The 13240-nt window shown below is 38.3% G+C and carries 13 protein-coding genes; 9 read left to right on the top strand and 4 right to left on the bottom strand.

What is annotated here, in order from left to right:
- Window positions 1-139: 139 nt before the first annotated feature.
- The gene (locus HCK02_RS07865) at window positions 140-2326 is read right to left on the bottom strand and encodes an ATP-dependent Clp protease ATP-binding subunit (RefSeq protein ID WP_167629584.1); all 2187 of its coding nucleotides are present in this window, start codon (window positions 2324-2326) and stop codon (window positions 140-142) included.
- 232 nt (window positions 2327-2558) lie between these two features.
- On the opposite strand from HCK02_RS07865, the gene HCK02_RS07860 reads away from it, so the two are divergent.
- On the top strand, window positions 2559-2744 hold the full coding sequence (locus HCK02_RS07860) for a hypothetical protein (protein ID WP_167629583.1): 186 nt from the start codon (window positions 2559-2561) through the stop codon (window positions 2742-2744).
- Window positions 2745-2790: 46 nt separating this feature from the next.
- Window positions 2791-3108: an O-methyltransferase gene (locus tag HCK02_RS07855; RefSeq protein WP_167629582.1), complete on the top strand. Its 318-nt coding sequence runs from the start codon at window positions 2791-2793 to the stop codon at window positions 3106-3108.
- A 131-nt stretch (window positions 3109-3239) separates the two neighbouring features.
- Here HCK02_RS07855 and HCK02_RS07850 read toward each other — a convergent pair whose 3' ends face one another.
- A complete protein-coding gene (locus tag HCK02_RS07850; protein ID WP_167629598.1) occupies window positions 3240-3851 on the bottom strand; it encodes a CPBP family intramembrane glutamic endopeptidase in 612 nt (203 codons plus the stop codon).
- 150 nt (window positions 3852-4001) lie between these two features.
- Here HCK02_RS07850 and HCK02_RS07845 point away from each other — a divergent pair, with 150 nt between their 5' ends.
- Window positions 4002-4805: a DUF422 domain-containing protein gene (locus HCK02_RS07845; protein ID WP_167629581.1), complete on the top strand. Its 804-nt coding sequence runs from the start codon at window positions 4002-4004 to the stop codon at window positions 4803-4805.
- Window positions 4806-4869: 64 nt separating this feature from the next.
- Here HCK02_RS07845 and HCK02_RS07840 read toward each other — a convergent pair whose 3' ends face one another.
- Window positions 4870-6366, bottom strand: a complete 1497-nt coding sequence (locus HCK02_RS07840) for a phytoene desaturase family protein (RefSeq protein ID WP_246215555.1) — start codon at window positions 6364-6366, stop codon at window positions 4870-4872.
- 78 nt (window positions 6367-6444) lie between these two features.
- Complete coding sequence (locus tag HCK02_RS07835; RefSeq protein WP_167629579.1) at window positions 6445-6636, bottom strand: YkvS family protein; 192 nt, start codon at window positions 6634-6636, stop codon at window positions 6445-6447.
- Window positions 6637-7023: 387 nt separating this feature from the next.
- Here HCK02_RS07835 and HCK02_RS07830 point away from each other — a divergent pair, with 387 nt between their 5' ends.
- The 6 genes from HCK02_RS07830 to HCK02_RS07805 all read left to right on the top strand — a co-directional run bounded on the left by HCK02_RS07830 (window position 7024) and on the right by HCK02_RS07805 (window position 13124).
- A complete protein-coding gene (locus tag HCK02_RS07830) occupies window positions 7024-7290 on the top strand; it encodes a phosphocarrier protein HPr (protein ID WP_036072022.1) in 267 nt (88 codons plus the stop codon).
- Window positions 7290-9008, top strand: coding sequence for a phosphoenolpyruvate--protein phosphotransferase (ptsP, locus tag HCK02_RS07825; RefSeq protein ID WP_167629578.1), 1719 nt, complete (start codon window positions 7290-7292; stop codon window positions 9006-9008). Before HCK02_RS07830 ends, ptsP begins: the two co-directional genes overlap by 1 nt.
- Before the next feature lie 157 nt (window positions 9009-9165).
- Window positions 9166-10068: a hypothetical protein gene (locus HCK02_RS07820; RefSeq protein ID WP_167629574.1), complete on the top strand. Its 903-nt coding sequence runs from the start codon at window positions 9166-9168 to the stop codon at window positions 10066-10068.
- A gap of 194 nt (window positions 10069-10262) precedes the next feature.
- Window positions 10263-11093, top strand: coding sequence for a hypothetical protein (locus HCK02_RS07815; RefSeq protein WP_167629577.1), 831 nt, complete (start codon window positions 10263-10265; stop codon window positions 11091-11093).
- A gap of 115 nt (window positions 11094-11208) precedes the next feature.
- The gene (locus tag HCK02_RS07810; protein WP_167629576.1) at window positions 11209-12249 is read left to right on the top strand and encodes a YdcF family protein; all 1041 of its coding nucleotides are present in this window, start codon (window positions 11209-11211) and stop codon (window positions 12247-12249) included.
- Between the two features lie 14 nt (window positions 12250-12263).
- Window positions 12264-13124 (top strand): NAD(P)-dependent oxidoreductase, encoded by an 861-nt coding sequence (locus HCK02_RS07805; protein ID WP_167629575.1) that lies wholly within the window; start codon window positions 12264-12266, stop codon window positions 13122-13124.
- The last annotated feature ends 116 nt before the right edge of the window (window positions 13125-13240 follow it).

Below are 13240 nucleotides of genomic sequence, written 5' to 3'. Positions count from 1 at the left end.
TATGTATAGAGTCGGTTACTATATATTTTCTCATATTGAGGTAACAATAAACCGACAATCCAGTGACAAAATGATGAATAATTTATTAAATCGTAAAAAAACCCTAAGCAAGTCCTGCTTGCTTAGGGTTTAAAGTGGATTATTTTACAACATGTTCAAGTGCTGAAACTTGAATATGCCCATCTTGATCGAGTGTTGCAGTTAAGCTAGAAACGTCATCTGAATCAATCATCACATCAGCAATTTGATCTTCCAAGTGTTCTTGGATCGTTCTTCTTAGCGGACGTGCACCAAACTCAGCATCATAACCTAAATCAATCAATTTTTTCTTCACATCTTCAGAAACTTCAATGTGCATATCATTTTGTTTTAACATGTCATTTAAATCAGCAATCATCAAGTCGACAATTTGCATCAAATCTTCTTTTTCAAGACTGTTAAATTCAATAACACTATCTAACCGGTTCAAAAATTCAGGTTTGAAGTAGTAACCGAGTCGACTCAATAAGTCTGAACTTTTTTCAAGTTTATCTAGGTCACTGCTTGTATTAAAGCCAACTGAAGCTTCGTGAGATCCTGTTCCTGCATTACTTGTCATAATGATTACAGTATCTTTAAAGCTTACCGTCCGACCTTGTGAATCCGTCAAACGGCCATCTTCTAAGATTTGCAAGAACATGTGTTGAACATCAGGATGCGCTTTTTCCATTTCATCAAGTAACAAAATGCTGTAAGGATTGCGACGAACTTTTTCAGTTAATTGACCCGCTTCATCGTGACCCACGTAGCCTGGAGGCGAACCAATAAGTTTAGAAACACTGTGTTTTTCCATAAACTCAGACATATCGAGACGAATCATCGCGTCTTCTGAACCAAATAATTCATTAGCGAGCGTTTTGCCGAGTTCTGTTTTACCGACCCCAGTAGGACCGACGAACAAGAATGAACCGATAGGGCGGTTTTTCACTTGCAAACCAACCCGACTACGACGGATTGCTTTCGCAACTTTTTGAACGGCTTCTTTTTGCCCGATCACCTTGTCATTTAAATGCGCTTCTAAATCTTTCATTTTCGATTGTTCATCTTGTTCGAGACGACCAACCGGAATGCCCGTTCTTTCTTCAATTAGAACTTGGATATCTGAAGCTTGAATAACAGGGCGTTCTGAAATACCTGCTTCATTTTTATTTTCCTTCAAACGAGTAATTTCATCCCGAACCGTTGCAGCTTTTTCATAGTCCTCATTTTTAAGCGCAGCATCTTTTTCATTTTCCAAGCGTTCAAGTCGCTCAGCAACTGTCTTATCATCCATTTTTTCAATCGTAAGGTTGTATTTTGAACCCACTTCATCCATCAAATCAATGGCTTTATCAGGTAAGTGACGATCTTGAATGTAACGAGCACTCAAATCAATCGCTGCTTGTAAGCTTTCTTCTGAATAAACAACTTCATGGAAATCTTCATAACGATTCTTTAACCCTTCTAGGATAGTCAGTGTAGCTTCCTTGGAAGGTTCATCTACCATAACTGGTTGGAAACGACGCTCAAGCGCAGCATCTTTTTCGATCTTCCGATATTCATTTAAGGTTGTTGCACCAATCATTTGCAGTTCGCCTCTTGCAAGAGCTGGTTTCAAAATGTTCCCAGCATCCATTGAGCCTTCAGCTGAACCTGCTCCAACAATAGTATGCACTTCATCAATAAATAAAATCGTATTTTTACGCTCTGTTAATTCTTCGATTAATTTTTTCATACGTTCTTCAAATTGACCACGAATTCCAGTTCCCGATACAAGTGAAGCCACATCAAGTAAAATCACTTCTTTACCGAGTAACTTATTCGGAACTTTTCCTTCAACAATGGCTGATGCTAAACCTTCAACAACAGCGGTTTTACCAACACCAGGTTCCCCAATTAAGACGGGGTTATTTTTATTTCGGCGGTTTAAAATTTCAATGGTTCGTTTGATTTCTTCATCACGACCAATGACGGGATCAAGTTTATTATTTTTAGCAAGATCCGTTAAATTGGTACCAAATTCATCAAGCAAACCACCACCGTTTCCTGGTGCTTGGGTTTGAACTTGACTTTGTCTTTCACGGTTTGTATCACTTTCTGCGCCGAAGTTTGGATTTCTGCTTCCATTTAATTGACGGAAAAAGTCGTCGAATGGAGAAGAACCAAAGCCTCCTTGCAAGTTGTTTTGATTGCGGTTTTTAAGTTCAGCGTAGCAAGACTCGCAAAGCGGCATCTCGACGTGCTGTCCATTTATATTCATATATAACTGAATGCGTGCTTCATTCTGTTTACAATTTTGACATAACATAAAGTAAATTCCTCCTTTGGAAGAGTAAATAGTGGTTCAAAGATTAGTTTTTGACTTTGACTATCTTTGACCTTATGATTTTATTATACACTGACCTTTTCTGACTTTCAAGTGTTTTGCTTAAATTTTTTATTATTAACTAAAAAAAAGTTAGTGACAAGTTTCAAAACTGCGACAAAGCGCTAAAGGCCATGTCAAAATTCAAATGAATAAGAAGATTGGAGTGAGGATATTGGATAAGTTTACTGAGGTAGATGAAAAATTAATGTCGCTTTTAGTCAAACAAGACGATTTTCTTGTTCACACACTTCAAAATAGCCAAGCAGCGGGGCTCCCACCGATTGAAGTTTCACCAGCGCAAGGTCAATTTTTATATCTGTTAACGAAATTGAGCGGGCTAAGCGAGTTCTTGAAATAGGCACTTTAGCAGGCTATAGTACACTTTTTTGCAAAGGGGCTTCAAAATGAGGGGGGATAGTGAAATTGTCACGCTAGAGTATGATCCACAGATTGCGAAAGTAGCTCAGAAAAATTTTGAGGAAAGTCCGTATCAAGAAAAAATACAATTGATGGTTGGTGAAGCTAAAAATAGTCTTGCTGAGCTTGTTCAGGAGAATGCTGAACCATTTGATATCATCTTTATTGATGCAGACAAAGTGAATAATCCTCTTTATCTCGACTACAGCCTTCAACTAGCAAAAAACGGCAGTTTAATCATTGCTGATAACATTATCCGAGAAGGTGAAGTCTTGAACGAGTTCTTGGCATCCGGGGGTATTTAGAAAAAATAGCAGCAGAACTTTCGCTTGAATCAGTGGCCATTGCAACTATCGGCATAAAGGGAATTGATGGGTTTAGTCTTTCAGTTGTGACGAAATAGAATTAAAAAACCTTCCCACGCGGGGAAGGTTTTTTAATAAATAGGAAGTGCTGCTAGTAAGATAAAAACAAACAGTAGATGCGATATATAAAGCATAATCAAACTTGGACGCCAAACATAAAGCAAATTCCAAAAAAGAGAAGCAACGAAAATGCCAATGACCAGTGCCGGATTACCGCTAAAGCACATAAACAGTGTGATTAGTAAAGTAGAAACTAATACGGCAAACCAAGTTGCATAAGAATCTAATAAACGCTGTAAAACAAAGCCGCGCCAAAAAATTTCCTCTCCTGGAACAATCGCTATAATCATTAAAATCCAAATGAACCAATTGTCGGTTGAAAATTTATTAAAAGCTGAATGAACGGCACCGTTTAAGCCAAACGGCATAAATTTTAAAATAAAGGCACCTATGTAAAATACGATATACAAAACGACTGCTGAAAAAATAGCAGGAATGAATCCTTTTAAGACTGAAGACTGTTTGCTTAAATTCACATTGAAAATGCCAAAACTAAGTAAAAACAGCATTGCTGCTCCGTACATATACCAGAAACTTTTAGTATAGTTGAATGTTACGAAAATTAATCCTGCTGCAAGCACTAATCCAAGGATTAATTTAAAATCTATTCTGTTGCTTCTAATCACGATAACACCTCTTCAAACATTTCTACTCTTTACTTTAATCGAAAAGCCGTATTTTGGCAACAATTCCTGTTAAAAAGAGTTTTTTTTATAAGAGTTTGCTATAATGAAAGGGGAAGTTTTGCTTGAAATAAGCAAAGGAGTGTTACCGTGTTAGAGAAAAACTATAAATTTTTATTATGGCTTTATATTTTATGGTTCTTGGCAAGTGTACTTTTGATTTCGCTTGGAATTTTGCCAAGTAGCATGACGAGGATTCATTCGATTTTTTTAATTTTTACTGGTATTTTCGCAACGGTCTTTTTTATCATGCAATATGGCAAAGGCTTAGGGTCTGCCATTACGATTTTAATTTTTGTTGTCACAACGAGTATTGAATGGATGCAGCTTGGTTTTGCCGATGAAAATTACGCTGGGAATTATGGCTTTACCATTCAAGGGATCCCAGTGACTTTTGGTTTTATTTGGATTGGTTTAATAGCCGGGACACACGTGATTGCAAGGGAGATCACCCTTAAGGTGAAAATTGATTGGTTGCGAGGAGGCATGTACTCAGTGATTGCCGCGACGATGGTGATGATTTTTGAAGTGCTAATCGAGCCAATTTCGGTTCAAACGAAGCAGCTACCATTTCTCGGTAACGGATTAACCGTTTTGCAGTTTTCGGATATTGCGAATTGGTGGCTACTCGGACTGATTCTACATTTAATGATTTATTTTATTTTGAGTTTGACGGACAAATGGGAAAATTTGAAGTATCCGGATCTAAAATCTGAAATCGTCGTTGTTTACTGGATTATATTGGCATTCTTCATCTTTTTGTCCTTTTACGCTGACCTTTGGGCATCCATTAGTGTCGGGCTCGTTGCCAATATTATTTTCACGATTTGTTACTATTTTAGTTTGGATAATAAAAAGGGCGAGCACACGTCAAAAAAAGAATCAGAGACATAAAAATAGAACAGGAAACGAAAGCATCCATTACGAATGGCTTGAGCTTTTGTTTTCTGTTCTTTTTCTATTTATCTGGATTTTTTGCATCTTTCTTAACAATTCTTTTAACCGCATATTTGGCACTTTCCATTATGTAAGGCAGAGACGTGCCAGTGTGAGCACTAGTTCCAACAATAAATAGGTTTTTAAATTGCTTATGTAACTGATTTACGGGGTTTCCCATTCCAGTTTGTCTAAAGGATTGCATCATTCCGAAAACGGCACCCAGATGGATGTGAAAATCCTTTTCCCATTCTTTTGGCGTAATCACGTGCTCTTCAACGATATGTTTCTCTAAATCATCCAACTGTAACTTTGTCTTCACAGTTTCAAAAATTTTATTTCTAAACGATTTACGTTCTTGATCCCAGTCGATTTGACTCTCGTTGTTAGGGACGGGGACCATAATTCGAATTGCTGAATGTCCAATTGGAGCCATTGTGGTATCCGTTACAGAGGGATTTGTGATGTGGATAGAAAAATCATCTGAAAGAACCTTTAAATTTGTTGTTTCATCTGTGTGAACCTTGTAGTTTTCAGGAAACAAGACGGTTTGGTGGTCAATTGGTAAAAGTGTATTCAGTCCTAAATAAATTACAAAAGCACTGGCTGAATATTTTTTTTTGGGTATTTTAGTTTTGAATTTCAAAGGTTTGTCAGTTACAAAAAGGTTTTTTATAGCATAGCTTAAATCCGCATTTACGATATAGTGATCGGCTTGTACGGAACGACCATCTTGCAACTCGATTCCCGTGATTTCGTGTTTAGATGTATGGATTTTTGCAACACCACTATTCAAGTGAATCCGGCCATGGTATTCTTCAATGACTGTTTGCATCGCCTGTAAAATTTGACTTTGCCCGCCAGTGGGATGGAAAGAACCATAGTAATACTCAGAAAATGGAAGCACGCTATAAATGCCTGGGATTTCCCAAGGAGACATCCCCATATATTTCATCTGAAAGGTGAAGGCGAGCTGTAACTCCTCGTCTTCAAAGTACTTCGAGGTTTCATCAATTAAAGTTCGCCCAATGGAAAGGCTGGGGATCGCTCGAAGCATCGTCGGACGCAGAAAATCGATTAAGCTTCCAAAGCTATAATCTAATAGTGGTGTCAAATAAAGAATTTTCTTGGCATTTCCGCTCATAAATTGGTAAAAGTTCGTTTCGTTGCCAGGGAAAACGCGATTTAATTCACGAAGGGTCGCTTTCTGATTCCCGGAAGGAGCAAAGGTTTTGCCAGACGGAAAAAACAATCGATACAAAGGATCGATTGGTAACAAAGTCAAGTAATGATGTAAACTGCGGTGCGAATTGATAAACAGCGAAGTGAGCTGATGGGGCATTGTAAGGGAGGAAGGCCCTAAATCAAACGAATAGTTTCCGAGTGAGAGCTTGCTCGTTCGCCCGCCAACCACGCTGTTTTTTTCAAAAATATCTACTTGATAGCCACTTGCAAGAAGGCGCATAGCTGTTGCTAAACCACCTGGACCTGCACCGATAATTGCTACTTTTTTTGGCATTCTTTGTTCACCTTCCATTAAAAAAATCCACTAAAAAAGCGCAACTTTAACAAGAAACCGTTAATTTTGCGCTTTTAATCAGTCGTTGTTTGCTGAATGAATGATTTTATAGTTTTTATGATTGACCACAGTTTTTTCTTCCATACCAAGGTCATTAAAGTTTTCCATATAAGTTAAATCGACAATTACAGAGTTTTCATTGATTTTTTCAACAATTCCAGTTAAGCCGTCCTTGAATTCAATAATATCGCCGACCTGCGCTTTTGCCATCTTTATCACTCCTGCTATAATTGATTGGGAAACCGTTTTTTTATGAAATACTAATAGTTTCAGTCTGCACTAAAATTTTAATAATTGCAACTAATATGGCTGTTAATCTATGGAGGGAAATAAGGTATGACTGATATTAAAGGAAGAAATAGGTTTTTTGCTGGGACATAAAATAGCCCGAAAAGGCGTGAGTTATTGCCTTTTCAAGCTAATTCGGATAAAATAGAATAGTAACGATTTTTTTGGCCAAAAAATGCGCGTGAAATAGTTGTAACAAAGGCAAAAAAATGGTAGTCTTTTAAATTGAGAGATAGCCTTTTTTGTTAAAATTCCTTTTTTGGTGAAAAAGGTCACATTAAAATTTCTTTGATAAAGGAGAATGTCAATATGGAACAAGCAAGTTTTGTAGTTATCGATGAAACAGGAATTCACGCCCGTCCGGCGACTTTACTCGTACAGGCGGCAAGCAAATACAGCTCTGATATTAACCTTGAAAACTCTGGTAAATCTGTAAACCTTAAATCAATCATGGGTGTTATGTCACTTGGAGTTGGCAAAGGCGCTGAAATCAAAATCACTGCTGAAGGTAGTGACGAAAAAGAAGCGATTGAAGGTTTAACTGAGGTACTTAAGAAAGAAGGCATGGCTGAATAATGGTAAAAGAGTTGAAAGGGATCGCAGCATCTGACGGGATCGCCATTGCGAAAGCTTATCTGCTCGTTGAACCAGATTTATCTTTTGAAAAATCTGAAGTGGCTGATGCAGAAAGCGAAGTTAAACGTTTTCAAGATGCCGTATCAATTTCACAATCTGAACTTACAAAGATCCGCGAACAAGCTGCTAAAAGTTTGGGTGAGGATAAAGCACAAATTTTTGATGCGCATTTGTTAGTTTTAGGTGACCCTGAAATGATCGGGCCGATCGAAGAAAATATTAAAAATAACAAAGTGAATGCAGAAGCTGCATTGCAAGAAACAACGGATATGTTCATTGGCATGTTTGAGTCGATGGACAACGAATACATGCGTGAACGTGCTGCGGATATTCGTGACGTGCGTAAACGTATTCTTTCTCATCTGCTAGGTGTAACGATTCCAAATCCAGCACTGATTGATGAAGAAGTAGTAGTTGTTGCGAAGGATTTAACGCCTTCTGATACAGCACAACTTAATCGTCAGTTCGTAAAAGGATTTGTAACAGATATCGGTGGGCGTACATCGCACTCCGCTATCATGGCTCGTTCGCTTGAAATTCCAGCGGTTGTTGGAACAAAAGAAGTAACAGCAGATACGAAAAAAGACGATATGGTTATTATTGATGGACTTGAAGGTAACGTTATCATTAATCCGTCTGACGACCAAATTGCTCACTACAAAAAAATCCAATCTGACTTTGAACTTCAAAAAGCAGAGTGGGAAAAACTTAAAAATGAATCAACTGTTTCGAAAGATGGAGTTCACGTTGAGCTTGCAGCTAACATCGGAACGCCAAACGATTTAGACGGTGTCATTTCAAATGGTGGGGAAGCGATTGGTCTTTACCGTACAGAATTCTTGTACATGGGTCGCGATAATTTCCCAACTGAAGAAGAGCAATACGAAGCTTATAAAGCAGTTCTAGAAGGAATGGAAGGGAAATCTGTTGTTGTTCGTACGCTTGATATTGGTGGAGACAAAACACTTCCTTACTTAGATCTTCCAGAAGAAATGAATCCGTTCTTAGGATTCCGTGCGATTCGACTTTGCTTTGCAAATGAAGATTTGTTCCGCACACAATTACGTGCTCTCTTGCGCGCAAGCGTTCACGGCAAACTTAAAATTATGTTCCCAATGATTGCAACAGTTGCTGAGTTCCGTCAAGCTAAAGCGATTTTACTCGACGAGAAACAAAAGCTAGTTGCTTCTGGAACTGACGTGAATGAAAATATTGAACTTGGAATCATGATTGAAATTCCGGCCGCAGCTGTTCTTGCCGATCAGTTTGCAAAAGAAGTAGACTTCTTCTCTATCGGAACAAATGATTTAATTCAATATACAATGGCGGCAGACCGCATGAATGAACGTGTTTCTTATCTTTACCAACCCTACAACCCATCTATCTTACGTTTAGTTAAAAACGTAATTGATGCTTCTCATAAAGAAGGAAAATGGACGGGAATGTGTGGGGAAATGGCTGGAGATCAAACGGCGATTCCGCTTCTGCTTGGAATGGGACTTGACGAATTTTCGATGAGTGCTTCAAGCATTTTGAAATCTCGTTCATTAATCAAACGTTTAGATCAAACAAAAATGGTTGAGCTTGCTGATGAAGCTCTTAACCAAGCAACAGCTGAAGAAGTGGTTGCACTTGTTGAGAAATATACTGCTGAATAAGCGACTACAAAGACTGAGGATTTTTCCTCGGTCTTTTTTTTATGTAGAACGAATGGACTAAACATGGTATAGTAAAACTGTGATTTTAGAATTGGCTGATAAATAAACATCAGACACTAAAAGACAATAGCATAAAAGACATAAAGGGGAGAACAGAATGAAAAAATGGATGGTTGTAGTCAGTTTAGTCATGGTCATGTTTTCAGGACTTACGGCTTGTGGAACAAATCCGGAATCGAGTCAGTCTGGACATGAAAAGCAAACGAAGAAAGTTGTTAAACAAGTTAAGTTGTCAGTAAAAAGTGACAAAGTGGAAACAGATGATCACGGGAAATTTACGGTTTCTGGGAAGACAGAACCGGGAGCTACACTTTATAACAACGGAGAAAGAGAAACGACGGCTGACCAAGATGGGAACTTTGAATTTAGTGATGACGTAACAGCAGACGAAGACTATCAAGTTGTAGTTACTGCAAAAAAGAAAAAAATGAAGCAAAAGAAAGTAGAAGTTTCGGTTGTATTGAGTAAAGGCTATTTGGCTTTTAAAGCTGAAGAAAAAGCGAAAGAAGAACAAACACAAATTGAAGAAGAACATGAAAAGAATGAAGCAGATCGATTGCTTACAGCAGCGGAAAGCAGCTTGGGGAATACTGATTTAGACCGAGCAAAGGATTACATCACAAAGAGTAAGTATTTGACGATGTCCGATTATAGTTATCGTATTGACGGGGTCTGGGATAAGATCTCTGCGAAGCAAGAAGAATTAGCACAACAAGAGGAAGCACGAAAGAAAGAAGCAGTTCGAAAGAAAGAAGAAGCAAGGGAACGTGAAAAACAAGCAGCCGCAAAAGCAACTAAAGAGCGCCAAAGTCCAAATAGCGGAAACTCCGGTTCATCAAATGGGCAGGCAGCAGGAGATAAAAATGAACAACAAGTTCTTGTTACAGCGACGGGATCGAAATACCATAACCACAAATGTGGCAATGGGACTTATTATCCAGCGACACTTAGCGAAGCAAAAGCACGTGGCTTAACGCCTTGTTCTAAGTGTTATCGATAACGCGCTCAACTCTGCGAGAGCTTTGTCAAAAGACGAGGCTCTTTTTTATATGTAGTGATAGTAGAAAACAGAAAAATATGCTATAGTAAATTTGTTCCATTTGTTCAATTGTATTCAATCGAGAAACAATCGATATGGTACATAATGCAATAGACTCATTTGGGATGGAAAATAAAGAAAAGGGAGAATGTTATATGCCGACTTCAAGATTAAGTTTTAAAGGGAAGAATCTGTTTTTTGTTTTATTTTTAATTTTAGCTTCTGTTTTAGTACCAGTTCAATCCGTTGAGGCTGCATCTAAAACTGTAGATGTTGGAGTACTAGCTGCTAGTGAAGTAAATAAAGAGGAAGCTAAACTTCATGTTCAAACAAATTTACCGTACAAAATGAAATTTTTTGTAGTAGTTAGTGGTGCCGAACAATTTGAAAAAGAAGTCAAAGTGAAAGTAGCAAAAAATGGGAAGTTGAAAAAAACGGTTGATGAATTACCAAATGGAACGTATAAAGTGACTTATCAGTCTTATCAGCCTAAAAAACAACCTCGAAGTGTGAAAAAAATAATTGGTAAAAAAGGACAGCGCTTAAAGGGTGAAGATGTTACTAAAAAGAACGTTGTTAAGTTTAGTGAAACGATTAAAGTCGAACATTCAACTGTAAAAAGTAAGGCTGAAAAAGAAGCGCTAGCAAAGCAAGAGGAAATGAAACGACAAGAACGTGAAGCTGCACTGGCAAAACAAGAAGAAGTAAAACGACAAGAGGAAGCGCGGAAGAAAGAGGAAATTCGGAAACAAAACGAAGCAAGAGAACGTGAGCGAGCAGCTAAAGAGAGCCAAAGTCCGAATAGCGGGCAGTCTGGCTCGCAAAATGAGCAAGCGGTAGTAGATAAAAATGAACAGCAAGTTCTCGTCACAGCGACAGGATCAAAATACCATAACCACAAATGTGGCAATGGGAATTATTACCCAGCGACGCTTAGTGAAGCAAAAGCACGTGGGCTAACGCCGTGTTCCAAATGTTATAATTGAATAAATAAAAGAGCGAGAGTCTTGATCAAATTGGTCAAGACTCTTTGGTTTCTTTCTTGAAAAGGTTGGGGAAAATTCTTTATAATAAGAAGGAATAAAAAAGGAGTTGAAATCATTGTTCTTTGCTTATGCTGCGATTTTCTTTCTGTTGATTTTTCTTGTGCTTTACGTTTGGGATAGGCGAAGAATTAGTAATGGGATTTTTCTTACGCTTGGTCTTTTTTCTGGATTGCTATTTATTTTGTACTGGGCCTTTGCAGCGACGGCTTCGAGTCGGTCTGATATGCTGCAGGTTCTTGTAACAGGATTATTAATTTTACTGGTGTTATTGATTCCGTTTTTTTTCTTTGGGATTATTATCGGCCTCATTATGAACGGACGGACGATGATGAGAAAAGAAAGTAGAAGACTTGCGAACTTACTTCCGATGTTTCTAGGGATTTTGTTTTTAGGCCTTTTTATCTGGGGAATTGCCCAAGGGTTTGTTATTGGCGGAAGCCCGATTTTATGGCTATGCTATTTCTTTGTTTTACTCGTCATTAGTTACTTTACTTTCTTCTTTGTTACTTTTTTAGTGTCGACTTTTATTTATCAATATAATTTTCCACGTTATCATCAGGATTTTATCATTGTACTTGGTAGTGGATTAATTGGCGACAAGGTTCCGCCACTTCTTGCAAGTCGGTTGGATAAAGCGATGGATTTTTATTACAAGCAAGAAAAGAAGACGGGCAAGAAAGCTAGTTTTGTTGTTTCCGGTGGCCAGGGTGCAGATGAATTGATTTCAGAAGCAAGTGCGATGCGCCAATATCTGGTTAGTAAAGGAATTCCAGAAGCGTACATTTTGATGGAAGATAAATCTGTCAATACCCTGCAAAATATGAAATTTTCAAAAGGAAAAATGGATGCGATTATGGATTCTTATCGGAGTATTTTTGTCACGAATAATTTTCATTTGTTTCGAGCGAGTTTGTACGCAAGGAAAGCGGGCTTAAAAAGTCAGGGAATTGGATCAAAAACGGCTCTTTATTATATGCCGAGTGCGTTAATTCGAGAATTTATCGGGATTGTAATGATGTATAAATTTGTTCACTTAAGTATTGTCGGCTTTTTGTTTTTCATTTTTGCTGTACTTGCGTTTATGCAATTACTCTAAAGGAGGAAAAAATCATGAAAGAAATTGGCTTTGTTGGAATTGGTGTAATGGGGAAAAGTATGGCGCAAAATTTAATGGATCATGGCTATACGGTACGTATTTATACGCGGACGAAGAAAAAGGCAGATTCGCTTATTCAAAATGGGGCCATTTGGCATGACAATCCTGCTGAACTTGCAGGGATAGTCGATCTTTTGATTACGATGGTAGGTTATCCAACGGACGTAGAGGATTTGTATTTATCAGAAGGTGGCTTTCTTGAGACGATGAGAAAAGGCACGATCGCAGTGGATATGACAACTTCTTCTCCTGAACTTGCCAAGACGATTTATAAAGAGGCAAAGGCGGCTGAAATTGGTGTACTCGACGCCCCCGTTTCTGGTGGAGATATTGGTGCGAAAAATGGGACATTGTCAATCATGATTGGTGGTGAACGTGAAGTCTTTGAGCACGTTCGTGCGGTTTTTGAGGTTCTTGGGGAAAATATTGTTTTTCAAGGCGAAGCGGGATCGGGTCAACATACGAAAATGGTCAACCAAATCGCCATCGCTTCGAACATGATTGGCGTGACAGAGGCGATTGTTTATGCAGAAAAAGCAGGGCTTGATCCAGAAACTGTTTTACAGTCCATCACTTCAGGCGCTGCGGGAAGTTGGTCATTATCGAATTTAATTCCGCGTGTGTTACAGGATGACTTTTCGCCAGGCTTTTTCATCAAGCATTTTATTAAGGATATGCGAATTGCGCTAGATGAAGCGGCAAAAATGAAACTTGAACTGCCGGGCCTTGAATTAGCTGAAAAAATGTACCAAACTTTGGCAGATCGCGGGTTGAGCGATGAAGGTACACAAGCGCTGATTAAGTATTACCGGTGAAGAAGAACGAAGCCTGCAAATGTAATTTTGCAGGCTTCGTTTCAGACTGTAGACAAAGTAGTGAAAAACTTTGTTTACAGTCTTTTTTTAGATATACTTGTGATAGAACATACATA

Source organism: Listeria valentina, from assembly GCF_011800755.1.
Taxonomy (GTDB): Bacteria; Bacillota; Bacilli; order Lactobacillales; family Listeriaceae; genus Listeria; species Listeria valentina.
The sequence above is the reverse complement of the archived record's forward strand: the minus strand, read 5'-3'. Positions and strand labels throughout refer to the sequence as shown.